The organism is Microcoleus sp. D2_18a_D3 (assembly GCF_036702455.1).
Classification (GTDB): domain Bacteria; phylum Cyanobacteriota; class Cyanobacteriia; order Cyanobacteriales; family Microcoleaceae; genus Microcoleus.
Map to the genome: position 1 here is coordinate 1 of NZ_JAUBTK010000034.1, position 16,421 is coordinate 16,421.

Annotated in this window: 13 protein-coding genes; 6 read left to right on the forward strand and 7 right to left on the reverse strand. The window is 46.4% G+C overall.

Translation table 11 applies throughout. From position 1 onward, the window contains the following. The 3 genes from QUB06_RS16900 to QUB06_RS16910 form a co-directional block, all read right to left on the reverse strand. The coding region (locus QUB06_RS16900; RefSeq protein WP_333436239.1) for a DUF3854 domain-containing protein at nt 1–2,716 on the reverse strand (2,716 nt) is incomplete at its 3' end. A gap of 670 nt (nt 2,717–3,386) precedes the next feature. After that, on the reverse strand, nt 3,387–4,169 hold the full coding sequence (locus QUB06_RS16905) for a hypothetical protein (protein WP_333436240.1): 783 nt from the start codon (nt 4,167–4,169) through the stop codon (nt 3,387–3,389). Nucleotides 4,170–4,603: 434 nt separating this feature from the next. Next, the gene (locus tag QUB06_RS16910; protein ID WP_333436241.1) at nt 4,604–5,974 is read right to left on the reverse strand and encodes a tyrosine-type recombinase/integrase; all 1,371 of its coding nucleotides are present in this window, start codon (nt 5,972–5,974) and stop codon (nt 4,604–4,606) included. A 293-nt stretch (nt 5,975–6,267) separates the two neighbouring features. On the opposite strand from QUB06_RS16910, the gene QUB06_RS16915 reads away from it, so the two are divergent. Then, on the forward strand, nt 6,268–6,567 hold the full coding sequence (locus QUB06_RS16915) for a hypothetical protein (protein ID WP_333436242.1): 300 nt from the start codon (nt 6,268–6,270) through the stop codon (nt 6,565–6,567). Nucleotides 6,568–6,860: 293 nt separating this feature from the next. Beyond that, complete coding sequence (locus QUB06_RS16920; RefSeq protein WP_333436243.1) at nt 6,861–7,349, forward strand: anti-sigma regulatory factor; 489 nt, start codon at nt 6,861–6,863, stop codon at nt 7,347–7,349. Nucleotides 7,350–7,595: 246 nt separating this feature from the next. Here the strand turns inward: QUB06_RS16920 and QUB06_RS16925 are convergent, their stop codons facing one another. After that, nucleotides 7,596–7,871: a DUF6439 family protein gene (locus tag QUB06_RS16925; RefSeq protein WP_006631172.1), complete on the reverse strand. Its 276-nt coding sequence runs from the start codon at nt 7,869–7,871 to the stop codon at nt 7,596–7,598. Nucleotides 7,872–7,989: 118 nt separating this feature from the next. Here QUB06_RS16925 and QUB06_RS16930 point away from each other — a divergent pair, with 118 nt between their 5' ends. Further along, nucleotides 7,990–8,355 carry a DUF2203 domain-containing protein gene (locus QUB06_RS16930; RefSeq protein ID WP_333436244.1) on the forward strand — a complete coding sequence of 122 codons (366 nt, stop codon included), beginning with the start codon at nt 7,990–7,992 and terminating at the stop codon, nt 8,353–8,355. Between the two features lie 119 nt (nt 8,356–8,474). Continuing rightward, nucleotides 8,475–9,866 carry an asparagine--tRNA ligase gene (gene asnS / locus QUB06_RS16935; protein WP_333436245.1) on the forward strand — a complete coding sequence of 464 codons (1,392 nt, stop codon included), beginning with the start codon at nt 8,475–8,477 and terminating at the stop codon, nt 9,864–9,866. Nucleotides 9,867–9,979: 113 nt separating this feature from the next. Here the strand turns inward: asnS and QUB06_RS16940 are convergent, their stop codons facing one another. The 3 genes from QUB06_RS16940 to QUB06_RS16950 form a co-directional block, all read right to left on the reverse strand. Next, the gene (locus QUB06_RS16940; protein WP_333436246.1) at nt 9,980–11,269 is read right to left on the reverse strand and encodes a S41 family peptidase; all 1,290 of its coding nucleotides are present in this window, start codon (nt 11,267–11,269) and stop codon (nt 9,980–9,982) included. A 254-nt stretch (nt 11,270–11,523) separates the two neighbouring features. Continuing rightward, the gene (locus QUB06_RS16945; RefSeq protein ID WP_333436247.1) at nt 11,524–13,005 is read right to left on the reverse strand and encodes a pitrilysin family protein; all 1,482 of its coding nucleotides are present in this window, start codon (nt 13,003–13,005) and stop codon (nt 11,524–11,526) included. Between the two features lie 371 nt (nt 13,006–13,376). After that, on the reverse strand, nt 13,377–14,972 hold the full coding sequence (locus QUB06_RS16950; protein WP_333436248.1) for a pitrilysin family protein: 1,596 nt from the start codon (nt 14,970–14,972) through the stop codon (nt 13,377–13,379). A gap of 282 nt (nt 14,973–15,254) precedes the next feature. On the opposite strand from QUB06_RS16950, the gene QUB06_RS16955 reads away from it, so the two are divergent. Next, the gene (locus QUB06_RS16955) at nt 15,255–15,872 is read left to right on the forward strand and encodes a TetR/AcrR family transcriptional regulator (RefSeq protein WP_333436249.1); all 618 of its coding nucleotides are present in this window, start codon (nt 15,255–15,257) and stop codon (nt 15,870–15,872) included. Between the two features lie 24 nt (nt 15,873–15,896). Continuing rightward, the gene (locus QUB06_RS16960) at nt 15,897–16,418 is read left to right on the forward strand and encodes a GNAT family N-acetyltransferase (RefSeq protein ID WP_333436250.1); all 522 of its coding nucleotides are present in this window, start codon (nt 15,897–15,899) and stop codon (nt 16,416–16,418) included. Nucleotides 16,419–16,421 lie beyond the last annotated feature (3 nt).

The following is a 16,421-nucleotide window of genomic DNA, read 5'->3' on the forward strand; positions in this document are numbered from 1 at the left end:
AGTCACCGATGGCAAGATGGGTCTGGTTGGTTGTTACTGGTTCAGACACCGAATTTGAGGGTGAATCAGAATTAGAATTTTTTAACAGGCGAATACTCCGGTTTTCTTCCTCGGTAAAGCTTTTAGCAAAAAATCCTCGGACTTGAGGGGCGGATGTTTTAACTCGATCCATAACTTCCTTTGCCTTCTCGCGATCGCAATCAGCAATAGCCTCCCGCATATCGTCAGCCAGTTTGCTAGCCCAACGTTTGTTTGCAGCGTTTTGCAGGGAGCCCGCAGGACTTGCAGGACTTGAGGGGGTAGGTTGCACCACTTCAGCGGGGGTTGTATCCCTTGCTAATAGGGCATCAGCGGGAGTTGCGGGAGTTGAGAGGGATAAATCTATTTCTGATTCACTTTCCTCCGCTTCAATCGGGTAATTATCATCGTTTGTACTTTCCCTTAAATATTTAGCGCCAAACTCCCGCAACTCCCGCTGATGTATACCCCGTGCGGATTCAACTCCCGCATCAACTCCCGCATCAACTCCCGCATCAACTCCCGCTAATATCTCGGAATGGGTTGGGTGCGTGTCCGACCTTTCTCGCAACCTCAGCCCCTCGAAGGTTGCGATACGTCCCTGGTGTCGAGTTACAGGCAAATTCTCGTCAGCCAAGATGTCAGCCAATATTTTCGGGAATTTAACGACGCTGAAGGCTTTCAATTTCCCCCCCTCTTGGCAAAAATACTTATAGGCATCGTAAAGCTTGCCAACAGATGTCGTCGCAGTCGGGTCTAACACCAACTCCATATCAAAAAAAGCTGCGATCGAGTCCGTCTCGCACTTCATCTCCCATTCTTTGTACTTAAACTCAGCAATCCGTTCTGAGCCGATGCCTCGGATAGCCTGAGTAACGGCAGTATCGGTCAGCGAGAGCGCTATCCCTATTAATGCGGGTATTTCACCCTCGAACTGGCTTTCGATGCTGTGGTCGCGTTTTTCGGTAGGAATGGGGTTATCAAAATGAACTAGGCAAAGTCGGCGTTCTAGTCCGGTGGTATCCCCAACAAAGATGGGTTTGTTACTACAGATTAAAAGGCAGCCGTAAAAAAAAGCGTCAGCAGCCGGAGTGTGCAACTCCCGGTAACTTACGGCATCGCCCCCAGTAAAGCTGAGGATTGAGTCAATACCTACAGGCTTCCTCTCATCAGCAAAAACCACCAATTGCTTATCGACTACCGATGCCCTTGTTGAGCCATCTGAAAGGCGATCTAGTTGACATCCCTTAAAGTTCTCCCGTCCGACTAACTTCTCCATCAACCGGGCAAAAGTACCCTTGCCGGAACCCGGTGCACCTACCAGGTGAACGAACATCTGCAAGTCAAAGAACCGATGTTTGAGGATGGCATTACAGATGGCCAGTAATTTGAGCATCTTGCGTTCATCGTCCTGCATTGCCGTGCGGAAGAATTTATGGATGCTTGGGCAGTTTACCCGTAAAGCCTCTAAAGTATCGTTTAAATCACCTTCGAGAGGCTTGTAATTGAACGGCAGAAATGAGGTGAACCCCATTCCGGGTGAGTGTTCCAGAGTAGCGAGTTTTTCGCCGTCCAGTACGGTGTTGCTGAAATTGATATATCGCTTTCTGTCCCAGTATTGCCAGCGAATTTGGCGCAAGTCGTATTGGAGTAGTTCAACAGCGTCCTTGATATATGCACTTCCGGTGTAGTTTACGCCCTTTGCGTCAATAGTAGTTTTAACTAAGCTGGTGAAAGCACCCAGTCCTATCTTTTCCCAGTGTTTACCGGAGTATACCCGCCACGTTTTTTGCTCATCATCATATTTCCACTGATGCCCATATTGCTCGGCCAGTTGTGCTCCAATCTCACGGGGAGTAGGTGGTTTTTTGGACTTACTCAGTGAACCGCTATCACCTGTGCCACGCGCTTCAGCGCCCATCTCTGTCGCTTTCATCAGGATTGCCCTGAAAGCCTCAATCCCGTTCTTTTGGATGAAATCATCCATCCCTTTACCGTCCTCGTGATTCCATTTACCCGTAACTGACAATACCTCACAGCCGTAAACTTTCAGGCGTTCTGCAAGTTTTTTTTCTGCATAACGAACATTTTTTACGGTTTCCGGTTTTTTTACCGGGTCATCGGAGTCAAAAGTAATGATGAAATTAAAACCAGCTTCAGCCAACCGTTTTAACCCTGGTACTAAATCGGGTTCTCCTTTGGCTTTTGGTGTCAAACCCATTGTTACTCCAACCAGGGCAACAGTAGGGATACCGTGCTGGCAACCCATTATTGCTTTGAACCCACCTTCTGTGATGAGTAGGTAGGGTTTGCCGTCAATAGTGAAGCATCGAGCTTTGAGTGCGTCTAGGTCTCGCCAGTATCCCTTCATTTCGGGGTGCTTGGCTAGGAATAGATCGTACTCGTGCTTTGGGGTGCGGTACTTGGGTTTACTGCCATCGGATGAAGCCCAAGGTTCATCGGGACGAAATTGCCACTGACCGTACTCATCCGATATCAGCATAATGCCTGCTGATTTTGCATCATATCCCAACATTACCGAAGCTTTCGGGATGTCGCAGGTCTGACAGTTAGCCCGTGCCCATTCAGCTTTGATCGCACGCCTTGCAACGATCTGATATTCGTGATCTTCGCTTAATTGTGAATAATTGTTACCGACAGAGTTGATGGATGTACCAAGAGTAGATATACTATACATAACGTTCTCCAAAGTAGTTATACAAGGAGAGTCGCTATGCTCAAAGACGAGGAACGCAAAATCCGCAAAACCCAAAAATTAAAAAAATTGAGTTGTAGGACTTTAAATTTTTTGCCGCTGGCGGCACGATCGAGTTAAAGTGAATCTAGAATTATTTTTGTTTTGTCGCGTTCCTCGTCAAAGGCTTCGCGGCTCTTTTTTTTGCCCGCAGACCGGGCGAACTAATCTCTGCGGGAAGCATCAATCAGTCCTGACTCCGATTATAATCTATCGGATGATGGCAGGGGTAGCAAAATGTGGCAATCAATAGCGAAAAAGGACTTGCATAAGCCCATAGGGTTTGAACATTTTTTTTTGCTATACAACGCTATACTTTTTTGTTCAAACCCATAAGGTTTAGGCAGTTACAGTCACTTACTTTTATCACGGTGAGTCACCGTCCTAACCCTGATAGGGTTGATTTTTATTACGGTGTATTACGGTGACATTTGCCACATCTCTCTATTTTCTGGCGTAGCCGCCTACTGTAGGCGGCTAAGTGAAAAAATAGACTAGAGAGAGCAAGTGTAAACCTCAAGTATTTCGAGGTCAAGGTAAAAATACTCAAATCAAAAAAACCTAGGCAACTAAACCTAGGTCTTCTATTACTTATAGGACTTGCTCGCGTAAATTACTCGCGCAAACAAACGTCGGATATTCTGTCAAGCCAAGTGTGCTTTTTTCTGTAAAAATCACCTCGCGGCGGTGGGAACTCCCCTTCATAAGCAAACAGGCTCGACCAAGTTTTGAGGCAGTCTTGCTGTCCAAAATGTTGGACATAGGGGTATAAATTGAGTTCTTTTGCTTTTACCAAACACTCAACCAATTCTCGATCGCTTATCCGATCGCAGTGAATCGCGCGGTAACGATAGCAGGTTTTTTCCCAGTCAGCAGATGTGGTTTCACTCAACTCTTCACTCACCGCATAATTCCACAGTGTATCAACGGTTGCCACTACGGTAGGGATAGCAGGTAGAAACAGGCACATTCTTAAGACCGCTTGCGGCGGTAGCAAAATGAGTTCGTTCGTAGTCAATGGTGTACCTAGTTGCTTGCAAGCATCCTCTATAGCTTTGTCGCGCAATACCAGTAACCCGCCCTCGAATAATTCCTTTAGGTAACTGGGGACTCCACTAATTACAGTTTTGATTTTTTTTGCTTTTAAGCCGTAATAACCCGCCACATCATTTACCGACATTACGGGTAGCTCGAAATATTTGCCCCACTGGTGTCTGGGTATTGGTTCGCGAGTCGTTTCGAGTTGACGGGCTACCGTTGCGTCGTAAAGTATTTCAAGTGCCTTGTCGTGGGTGATGCCGTCAAATGTATGGATACGCGCTAACTGTGAAGTAAAAAGCGCGTCGCGCGTTAAGAATTGCGGCTGTACATTGCCGCAGGCGTTCTGGACAGTCATAATAAATGTGCCTCAACCGTTGTTAGTTAACGTTTGGGGAAGTCGCAGTTAGCTCGGTGTCAGAAACCTTGCTGGCTGCGCGGAATTCTTCCTCGTTACTAGACGATCGCAAAGAGTAAGTAGATTTGTCAATCCCTGATAGGGTTAAGTTTTGTTACCGACAGGTTGGAACTAACTACCGTTAATCACGTGACACAAGTGATAATGTCCCGGTGTAACAGCCGGGTTTTTTAGTGGCTATTTTGGTGCTTTTTTACAAGTAGCCGCCTACTGTAGGCCGCTACACCAGAAAATGCTGGCAAAGGCTAAGTGACACTCACCTAGTTTCATTCACGCTATGCACATAGCTCGAGTGAGAATTTCTGAATTACGACCGGGACGATCGGCAATAAAAAACCGCCCTTTTTAGGGGGCGGTAGGTAGGGTAGGTAGGGTTAGATATCTACCATCTCTACTGTGGTATTAATTCCCAAATAGTGGCGCTGAATAATTTCGACACTGTTACCGCAAGCTGTAGCTAAAAGTAACAAATCTGTGCCAGCGTGGGCTTGTAAACTGATAAACGTGTGCCGGGTATGGTAAGGGGGGAGATAGTTTGAGATTTTACCGTCTTTCGCTAGTTGAGTAACTATACCATTTCGAGATTTTCGATTCTCTCCCTTGCCGCTGGATGTTTCTTGCCATAATTCACTTATGTTGCCAGTGTTGTAAGGATTACCCTCTGTATTGACAAACACCAAGTCAGTTGATTTGAGATTTGTAGGCTTAATTTTCGACAGTAAATACTCAAGTTTAGGATAAATCCTAAATAAGCGAGTTTCTTTGGTTTTTGTGACTTGAGTATTTTTCAATTTGCCATTGTATGACTTGGCGAAAACTATATATTGACCGTCCTTGCCCTTTCCGATATCTTGCCATCTCAAGGCGAAGGCTTCACCTGGTCGGCAACCTGTCAAGAACAAAAACTCAATCAAAGGTGCTACTTGCTGACAACTAAGCCTAGTAGACTCATAAAAGGTTTTGATTATGATATCTCTCTCCTCTCTGGTAAACGCTCTGTAATCCCCATTTGAACCGCTTTCTTTGTGTTCTGTGTCCCACCATTCCCGCTCATCACCTGTGGCTGAAATTATTGGTTTATATTTGTCCGCTGTGTTTTTTAAAAATTTACCAGTACAAACAAAGGGATTAGCCGGTAAATTATTAATCTTGCCTAATGACTGTAAGCGTTTAAACGCTTCTGAAAGCGCTTGTAATACAGCCGTTTTAGTGCTGTCGCTTACGGGGTGTTGCAAAATTATTTCACTTGCAGCAGGAGAAATAGGAAGATTCCATGCAGTGTTATTGGATTCAGTAAACTTAGCTAATTTACTATCCCATACTAAACCTTTAACAACATTGCTATAGGTAGAGACAAATTTTAGTCGATAGGTTGTTTCCTCTAATTGCGGCCGCTTCCAAGTCAAGTAATCCTCCCACATCGCCCCAACAGTCATCTCAGGTTCCGGTTCGGGTATTGGTGCTGCTAGTTTGAGTTCAGCAGCATACTTAGTTTTTAAGCCGTACTTAGCAAAACTGGGGTCAAACAACTGTTGCCAGTCTGGATGCTGTAAATCACCTTCGATCCGGTAGGCAATTGCGATCGCTTTTTGCCAGTTGTCCGGTGTATCCTTCAGGCTTAAGCCCTGATGCTTGCGCTTCCCCCCAAAAATAGGGTTGTACTTGGTACTGAACTGCAATCGGAGAGTACCGTTATCAGACTGAACTTTGACCGTCTCAGGGATGGCTTGTGTTTTGGCGTACATATTGATTTTTCAAGGTTCTGTAAGGGTTGTAGCCTCTATCAACTTTCTAGCAAATCTCGGTAAATCGAGCTATGTGCATAGCGTGAATGAAACTGTAAAACTAATATAGCATGGTTATGGTGACTTTACCCCGCCACTGCCACTAAGTGCCGGCTATGGGGGCTGCGGTTATGGCTGGGGTTGCTTGCATAATGTAAAGAAATAATTATTTACTTTAACTATTGTATCGCGACATTCAGATTTATCTAGTTGGAACAACGCCCCGGAGTTTCGCCAGCAAAGGATAGGTCTATTTGGACGAGTTGGGCTCTCGCGCTTGCCGGCACTCAGGCTTAATAAGTTTTGTAACGAATATTGATTTTGTGAGGGGCGCAGCAATGGGAGATATGTTGCCCGATCGCATTTGGGAAAATAAATCGGGTTTGGGCTGCAACATACCTAGGTATGATGATTTGGCTGTTTGGCGGCAACATCAAGTTCTGGGCGATGGCGCAAAGCAGCGGCTGCTAGGGTCGAACCTGATGGGCGAGGGTGAAGGGATCGACTTTTTTATAGTTATTTCCGAGCTTTTCAACGTGGGGATCGTTTGTTAGGTAGCTGTTAATGGCTTGGAGGATGCAGCGAGCCGTTTGGTTGCTAGTTGGCAAAAGCCGACCTCAAAAATTTCGCTACTGGAAGAAGTTATAAGTAGAATTACTGATGGTTCTCTGCAGAAGTTTCTCAGAATCGCAGAATATTTTGTGACGTTGTTTGCTGTTCTTAATTGCTTTGATACTCTAAGATAGAAGTAGAGCAGCGCCGCTCAATTAATTAGCATTTTGAATACTAGGGAGCCAACTATGCAGGGTGTGAACTTTATCCACCTGAAAGTTAGGGAGTTTTCTGAGTGATTGCTATTTCACCTCGTCCCGTCGGACGCAATTGGATTACGATTAGCTTCGCTTCTACTCTATACCTTTGTCCTATTTTGGATCTGCTCCTAGCAGAGGTGCCAGATTACTGGCAAGCGGAATTGCGGTTGGGGCTTCAAGAAGCTTTGGTAAATGCTGCTAAGCATGGAAACAAATTAGACCCGGCTAAAACTGTTGGAGTCCGTTTTTCGATCGTCCAAAACCAATATTGGTGGGTGATATCGGATGAAGGTTCTGGCTTTAAAGCCCCTTGCAGTTGTAACCTTTATACCGATGATTGCGACAGTCTCCTAGCAGAGGACGTTGCAGATGACTCTGGACTACCCCATGTGGAACAGGAATGTGGTAGGGGGTTGTTTATTCTTTACCAAATATTCGATCGGGTAGAGTGGAATTCTCAAGGTACAGAGTTACGGCTGTGCAAAGAACTTCCCAGTCGCTACCGGCTGCCTCGCTTGCGCTAGAACTGCTATGAAAGCAGCAGTTTTCACCTCAGCTAAACCGGGAAAATTTTTCGTTCTCGGGCTGAAGTTGGCAGTGAGAAGTTGAACGTTCTGGCTATTGATAGCTGATCATAATGCAAAATGTGAGTTTTGAGTTAAAAAAGTATAAATCTTTTGAACTCACAATCGCGCTGCTCGATCGAGCGGCGCGATTGTCTAAGTTTTGAGCGACTAATCAAGCCCAAACTCCAAACTCAAAACTCAAAATTATTTGCCGTGGGTTGGACAGGGAGGAGCAGATATCGATCGATCCAGCCATCCTGCTGCTTGGTTTAAGCGCGGGAGAGCTTCTTCTGGCTGTTTTTTGAGCAAAAAGACCAAAGCGGCCGCAGCTTGCTCGCAGGCCCGCGCAGAACGGTTGGCTTTGAGGCGGTGCCAATCTTTTTCGTGGATGGCGAGGCGCGCGGCTAGAGCTTGGGCTAGTTCTACCGTGCTCAGCTCGTTGAGGTTGACAGTTTGGGTTGTTTGTGTAGTTTCAAGCATAATTGGCAATTATACGGATTTGGCTGCCGTTTCTGAATTTAAAAAATATACTGCATATAATAACAACTTAATTGGAAATCGGTTTTTTTTATTATTATTGTCAGGTTTGCAGATCGAAATGCCTCAACAGCCGTCAGAGTTAAATCCCGAAGACCAAGAAAGCGAGTTTGTTCAAGCGCTCGCAGCAGTTGAGCGATCGCTCGCAGCAGTCAAAGAACGGTACACTCAAATTCAGGTCGATCGACAGCGCCAAGTCGAACTCGGCCATCGGCGCGAAGAAATCCGCCAGTCGGGACGCCGAAATCCATTGCCGCAACTCAAAAAAGAATTGCGGGAAATTGAGCAAGAATTGGAAACTATCGAGTTGAATTTAGAAAGCAGCCTGTTTTCTTGGGGAAGCATAAAACAACCTTTTTGGCAAGCAGTTCGCTTTGGGGGACTCGGCATTTTGATCGGTTGGATTTTGAAATCCTATGCAGGTTGAAGGATGTTGGGGGTTCGGATTTTTGATTTTTTTATTTACCGCAGAGGGCGCAGAGGGCGCAGAGTCAGAGAAAAGAGAGAAATATGGTGCAAAATATTAAATAAACAGGAGTGGATATTATGGCAAATCAACGTATAGCAGCAATTTTGCGCGCCGGTGAACCCGACGAAACTGTAACTGTTCAAGGCTGGGTTCGCACTAAGCGCGAATTGAAAGAATTTGCCTTTGTGGAAGTCAACGATGGTTCGGCGATGGCTAACTTGCAAGTAGTCATAAATTCCGATTTGCCAGATTTTGAAAATGTACTCAAACAACTGAATACAGGTGCATCTCTAGAAGTGTCGGGAGTGCTGGTAGCATCTCCGGCGAAGGGACAGCGAATTGAGTTGAAAGCCTCACAAGTACAAGTTTACGGTGATGCAGACCCGCAAACTTATCCGTTGCAAAAAAAGCGCCATTCCTTTGAATTTTTGCGGACAATCGCGCATTTGCGGCCTCGCACAAACACCCACGGTGCTGTCTTTCGAGTCCGCAATGCTTGTTCGGCGGCGGTACACCAATTTTTTCAAGAACGCGGTTTTTTGTGGGTTCACACTCCGATTATTGCTGCTAGCGACTGCGAAGGTGCGGGGGAAATGTTCGCCGTTACCAACTTTGATTTAAAGAATGTGCCGCGCACTGATTCGCAAGAGGTTGATTATGCTAAAGACTTTTTTGGAAAGCGCGCCTATTTAACAGTTAGCGGCCAGTTGGAAGCGGAAGTTATGGCGATGGCTTTCGGAAATGTTTACACTTTTGGCCCGACTTTTCGAGCGGAAAATTCTAATACTTCGCGACATTTGGCTGAGTTTTGGATGATTGAACCGGAGATGGCTTTCTGCGATTTGCAGGGAGATATGGATCTGGCTGAGGCGTTTTTAAAGTACATTTTTAAATACGTTTTGGATCGTTGCCCGGAAGATATGGAGTTTTTCAACGAGCGCATTGACAAAACGGTTTTGGCTACTGCTGAAAATATCATTAACAATCAGTTCGAGCGGATTACTTATACAGAGGCGATCGCACTTTTGGAAAAGGCCGACAAAAAGTTTGATTTCCCGGTAAGTTGGGGCTTGGATTTGCAGTCGGAACACGAGCGTTATTTGGCTGAGGACTTGTTTAAAAAGCCGACAATTGTCAGCGATTATCCCGTCGGGATTAAAGCATTTTATATGCGTTTAAACGATGACGAGAAAACGGTGCGAGCAATGGATGTTTTGGCTCCTAATATTGGGGAAATTATCGGCGGTTCGCAGCGGGAAGAAAGGCTGGATGTGTTGGAGCGGCGCATGGAAGCCCAGGGTATGAATAAGGAGGAATTGTGGTGGTATTTGGATTTGCGCCGCTACGGTACTGTGCCTCACGCTGGGTTTGGTTTGGGATTTGAGCGGTTAGTGCAGTTTATGACGGGAATGGGGAATATTCGGGATGTGATTCCGTTTCCGAGAGCACCTTTGAGTATTGATTTTTAGTTAATTCAGGACTTACGCAAAAAACCCGGTTTCTGAAAAAAATCGTGCACATCTGCGAGAAATATTGACATAGAAACCGGGTTTTGACGGCTCGTGCGTAAGTCCTGAATCGATTACCTGGAAGGTCGCAACTTCTGATTTAAGATTTGTAACGCCTTCACGAATTGAGGATCGGCGGTAGTCCCAATTTTACGCTCGCGAAACAGGTCTTGCTGTTGCCTATCAGTCAGTTCTACGACTACATCAGGATTGAGTCCAGTTCGGTTAATATCTCGTCCTGTGGGTGTCAACCATTTTGCGATCGTGACTGCTAGACCCGATCCATTACTGAGTCCCCGTACAGACTGAATCGAATTATAACCTTCGGTTCTTGTTCCGACCAAGCTTGCTCGTTTATTTTCCTGCAAGGCTGCCGCCACGATTTCGCTGGCACTAGCAGAATTACGATTAACTAGGATGACTAAAGGTTTCTGGGTGAGTGCGCTATGATTTGCCTGGTGATGGTCTTGTATTCCATTGCGGTCGATCGTACTCATTATGATGCCTCGATCGAGCCACATCCGAGAGATGTCAATGCTTGCAAAAAACAAACCGCCTTGATTAGAGCGAAGGTCAAGCACATAGCCTTTTACATTCTGTGCTTCTAGAGATCCGATCGCCCCTTTCATCTCTTGGGCAGCTTTGGCACTGAACTGATTTAACCTAATATAACCAATCCGACCGAACGCAGTTTCTTCAGTACGATACCGTACAGGAATAATTTCTATATTGGCACGTTGAACTCGAAAAGTAATGGGTTTACCGCTGCGAAGAATGTCTAGAGTAACAGAGGTTCCCACCTTGCCCATCAGCATTGTCACGACTTCACTGACAATTTTCTTTTCGACCGGTTTACCGTCAATCGCAGTGATGATATCCTGTGGCAAGATTCCGGCTTTCTGTGCTGGGGAATTTTCAATAGGTTGGATAATCGTAACGGCTTGAGTCTCCCGATCTTTTGTAAGTTCCAGACCAATTCCCACAACATCACTACTAGAAACCTGCAAATTCTTGAATTGCAAAGGATCGAGGAAGCGAGTAAGTGGATCTCCCAGCAAATTCAACATCTCTCCAATTGCTTGATATGCCTCTTCATAGGAACCATAAGACCGATTTAAATAGCGTTGACGAATCGCATTCCAGTCCTGTTGATTGAATTTCCCATCAATGTATGCACGCTCAACAATCTGCCAAACTTCTTCCACTAATGCCTTTGGGCTGTTTTGGGGCGCGGTACTGGTGGGAGAATTAACTGGTTCGGGAGTCGATGGATTGGCGATCGCACCTGGCTGCATGAATTGATTTGTGAGAAGTGCGATCGCGAGCAGTTTCAAAAACCGGGAATAAATAGGACTTAAACGCATACTGAACACCTGATTAAGAAAGAATAAGGACGGCTGTACCGCAAGTTTTTGCTACGAACTTATACCAAATCCGGGTTAAATACTTCCTTGATATCTTAGTCAGCTTGGAGTGAACTTCTTTTGTGTAGTTTGACCTCAAATTCGCATTCCAGGGGCGGTTCGCCACATACGAATTTGAGGTCAAAAGCGATTTCAATCACCTCCTTCATAACAGGGATAACGAACCAGTATTAGGTATGATGTCCGATTACCGATTAAGTCGCTGGGGGAATTGTGATATCAACAGATTGCACTTTCACCGAAGTTCCCAAACTCGATAACGGCGGTTCAATTGCCGCAGTATTTCCCACTACTAATGTTACCAAATTCTCCGGTTTCAAGTAAGTCTTAGCTACGCGCTGCACGTCGGCAATTGTTGCTGTTTCGATGCTGCGGCGGTAGCGAAAAATGAAATCTTCGGGATAACCGTAGTATTCGTAGCGCATTAATCGCGACAAAGTTTGATTGGGATTTTCAAATTTGAAAATGAAAGAATTCAGGGCGGAATCTTTAGCAAAAGCTAATTCTTCCGGGGTAATTGGTTCGGTGCGGATACGATCGATCTCGGCGCGAATCGCCTGGATAAATGGTACTGTGGCATCCGATCGCGTTTGGCCTCCAGCGACAAACACCCCCGGATAGTCATATCTCGGACTCCAAGCAGCGTATACTGAATAAGCTAAGCCTTGGCGCGATCGCACGTTATTAAACAAACGGCCACCGAAACCATTGAGAACCCCATTCATTACGTCCAAAGCACCGTAATCTGGACTGCTGAGCATTCCGCCCAAATGTCCCATTTGCACGTAACTTTGACTTAATTGTGGCTGATTTACCAAAAATACGCCGCCGCCATTTGCTGGCGATACCGTTGGTAACGCAGGCATTTCTGCACTCTGACTCGGTTGCCAATTGCCGAATTTTTGCTCGATGAGCGATCGCATTTTAGCTGTATCAAAATCACCAGAAATACCCAAAATCATATTCTTGGGATGGAAATATTTCTGGTAGAAACTCACCAAATCGTCGCGGGAAATATTGGCGAGGGTTTTGTATTCTACCGTGCGCGCGTAAGGACTGCGAGCTCCATAAATTAATTTTTGAAACTCGCGGCCGGTAATACCGTCAGGATCGTCATTGCGGCGGGCGATCGCACCTTGAGTTTGGTTTTTCGCTAAATCTAACTTTTCCTTAGCAAATATTGGTTCCCGAATCACTTCCGCAAATAAGTCAAATACGGGTGCCAAATCTTCAGCTAAAGCACTAAAATTAGCGCTGCCCGAACTAACATCAATCCCCGTTTCTACCGAAGCTGCTCGCTGTTCTAGCAACTGATTTAATTCATCAGCCGTATGCCTGCTCGTGCCACCAGTTCGCATCACTTCTCCCGTCAAACCTCCCAGTCCGATTTTCTCGGCAGGTTCAAAGCGCTCGCCCGTGCGAAATAGCGCCGTTCCCTCAATTAGCGGGAGTTCCCGGTCTTCCATCAGATACACGCGGATGCCATTTTTCAGCTCGAAGCGAGTGTATTTAGGCAGTTGAATTTCTGCCAGCGGGGGAAATGTTAATTCGTCGTAGTGTTTGGGTGCCGCCGCAAAGGAAGGTAACAAATTAAACGTGCCAAGTGAAACAGTAAAAAAGCAAAGCGATAGCAGAAATAACTTTACTTTTTTCAGTCTCAATTTAGTCCTTTTCATTCTTTCTCCAATGTTTCCTAAGTTGACAATTCGAGGCAGAGCCTCTGGATCTGCGTTCCCCGGCTCTGCCCAAGGCGTGACAACTTAACGTTAAACCTACCGTCTCTCTTGTTTGTCGCGAAGTCTAGATCCCCCCTAACCCCCCTTAAGAAGGGGGGGACAAGAGTGTTCTCTTTCGTCCCCCCTTATTAAGGGGGATGCGAGGGGGATCTAGACTCGACTAAAAGCGACATTTATTAGGGGTTTCTGTCTTAAGTTTTCAGGAATGGGCCTAGCCTAGGAACGAGTCTTTCTTCTTTCTAATGAATGCCTCACGCTCGACAATTCATCCGTGTATCCGTGTCAAAATCCGTGTCGTGCCTTCCTTCTTCTTAAAGCGGCAAAAGCTTACCAATCGTGCGATTTTCCGGGCGGAAAGTTGCCTGAGCGACACGCTGAATGTCAGCGGGAGTAACAGCCGCGATCGCATCTAATTCCTTGAACAAATTTCGCCACGAACCGGTGTTTACTTGATAGTCCACCAGCGCAAATGCCATGCCCATATTAGAATTGAGCGATCGCAACAAATCGGCTCTCGCCTGAGTTTTCACTCGCTCCAATTCCAAAGCAGAAACCGGCTCTGTTTTCAGGCGATCGATTTCCTTGCTCAAAGCGGAGGCTACTTCATCAACGGTGCGGCCCGGGGCAGTTTGAGCGTAAAATAACATCAAATTCGGATACTTTTCCCCCGGATAACCACTGAAACCTTGAGCAGCCAGCGCCAATTGCTGTTGTTCTACCAAAGATTTGTAGAGCCGAGAAGTGCGGCCATCGCTGAGCAAAGAACCAATCATTTCATAAATGGCATTGTCGGGATGATTCATCGCCGGTTTGTGATACCCTTCCAAATACCAAGGTTGAGTTTTTAATTGCAGCGTGACTTCCTTAGTTTGCGTTTGGGGAGGTTCGACAAGTTGCAATTCTGGAGGCGCTGGTTTCGCCTTGTAACGGCCGAAATAAATTTGAGCGAGTCGCTTCACCTCCGAAGCTTTCACGTCTCCTACCACCGCCACAGTCAGCTTGCTGGGGACGTAGTGAGTCTCGAAAAACTTCTGCACGTCGCTGCGGGTGAGGTTTTTAATGTCTTCACTGTAGCCAATTACAGGGCGGCGGTAGGGATGAACAGAGAAAGCTTTGTTGGCAAAAGCTTCAACCATTTGCCCGATCGGAGAATTCTCGGTTCGCAGCCTGCGCTCTTCTAAAATTACCTGTTTTTCTTTGTAAAATTCCCGAAATACAGGTTCTAGAAATCGCTCGGATTCCAGCGACATCCACAGTTCTAACTTATTAGCTGGAAGGCTGTAAAAATACATTGTGGCGTCGGTGGAAGTAGCAGCATTTAGTCCGACTCCGCCGACTTGTTCGACTATTTTGCCGAGTTCGTTGCGCTTGACAAATTGCGAAGCTTCGGCTTCAACTTTGTCAAATTCTGCTTTTAATTGGGCGACTTCTTCAGTTTTGCCGCTGGCCTTGGCTGCTTGCATTTGCTCGAAGAGTTGGTCTTGTTTTTCTAGCAGCGGCTTTTCGGCTTGGTAGTCGGTAGTGCCGATTTTTGGCGTGCCTTTGAAGGCTAAATGTTCGAGATAGTGAGCGACGCCTGTTTGGCCGTCGGGTTCGTTTGCGCCGCCGACATCGGCGTGAATCAGAAACGATGCTACGGGCGCTCTGGGCCTTTCGAGTACGATAAATTTCATGCCGTTGTCGAGCTTAAATTCGCTGACTTGGCTGATTACTCGATCGAGCGACGGTTGAACAGAGACTGCTTGGGAGCCGCTAGCGGGGTTGGGGCGGGCGAGGGCGATTTCGGGAGAAATGCCCCACCACAGTAGTACAGCGGCCAGCAGGGAGGCGATGAATCGAGTTTGGCGATCGGGCGATTCCCTACGGGATAGCTTCGCTTCACGGGGTTTTTGGAACTGCAGGGTCATTCGATTTTAGATTTTAGATTTTAGATTTTGGATTGTCAGACAAAAAAATGTTTGTGCTCGGTGGCCAGGGATTCTTTTCTCAGGATAAAGATTTTTGGAGGCATAAGCGATCTGTTGCGCCCCAGATGTTAGGCTGATACAGCAAATCTCAAAAAGGGTATGGAGCCCGGCGAGGAGTTTTAAGTTTGGGATCAAAGCCGCGCACAACTTAAAACTTAACATTATTTAGCCATTCCGTCCCGATCCCGTAGTTCCCAGTCGCCAATTACCGATTGCAAAGCCATGCGAATTTTTAATCAGTCTCCTCCTTCTGAAACAGAAACCAAGAAGCGGATTTTACAAGCCGCTCAGCGGTTGTTTGCCCGCAGCGGATACGACGGCACGACAACTCGCGATTTAGCAGCGGCGGCGGGGGTGGCCGAGGGTACGCTATTTCGGCATTTTGATAATAAAAAAGCGATTTTGATTGAGGTGGCGACGGAAGGATGGGTGGAGTTGCTGACGGATTTGCTGACTGAATTAAGCGAAATGGGCAGTTACAAAGCAGTGGCTCAGGTGATGCGGCGACGGATGCTGAATATCCGCGAGAATAGCGACATGATGCGGGTGTGTTTTTTGGAGGCGCAATTTCACCCGGATTTGCGCGACAGAATTCAGTTGGAAGTCATCGGAAAAATGACCAATGTGGCTGAGGCTTTTTTTGAAACGGCGATGGAAAAAGGAGTTTATCGGAAGATGAATCCGAAGATTGTCGCTCAGGTATTTTTGGGAATGTTTGCAGTTGCAGGTTTCAGTCAAAATACGATTATGGAGCCGAATGCTTCACCGCAGGAAATGCAGGAAATGGCTGAAGGACTCGCAGATATTTTTCTGAATGGGGTTTTACAGAAAGATGAATGATTAGGGCAACAGGGAAAACTTATTATGAGCAAAGTTTTGCACTATTCTATTCGGCCGCTAACGCAGGAAGACGAGCCTTTTCTGTGGCAAATGCTGTATGAGGCGGCGCACATGGCCGAAGAAGGTGAATCAACGGTGCAAGCGGTTGTGAATCATCCTTTAATTGCGAAATATGTCAAGAATTGGGGACGTGCAAACGATCTGGGCTTCGCAGCAATCGAATTGAACGGCAGCCAGCCAGTAGGAGCCGCCTGGCTGCGTTTGTTTACAGAGGATGACAAGGGGTTTGGCTGGGTTGACGATACTATCCCGGAATTGGCGATCGCCGTTCTTCCAGAATATACAAATCAGGGTGTAGGAACGCAGTTGCTCGATCGTTTGTTGTCAGCAGCAAAAGTCTCTTATCGATCGGTATCCCTGAGTGTCAGAAGCTCAAATCGGGCCCTGAGTTTGTACGAGCGATCGGGATTTAAAGTAATTGAGGGAAGCGAGACAATCAACCGCACAGGAGGGACATCATTCACCATGAAAGTGGATTTTGACTAAGTG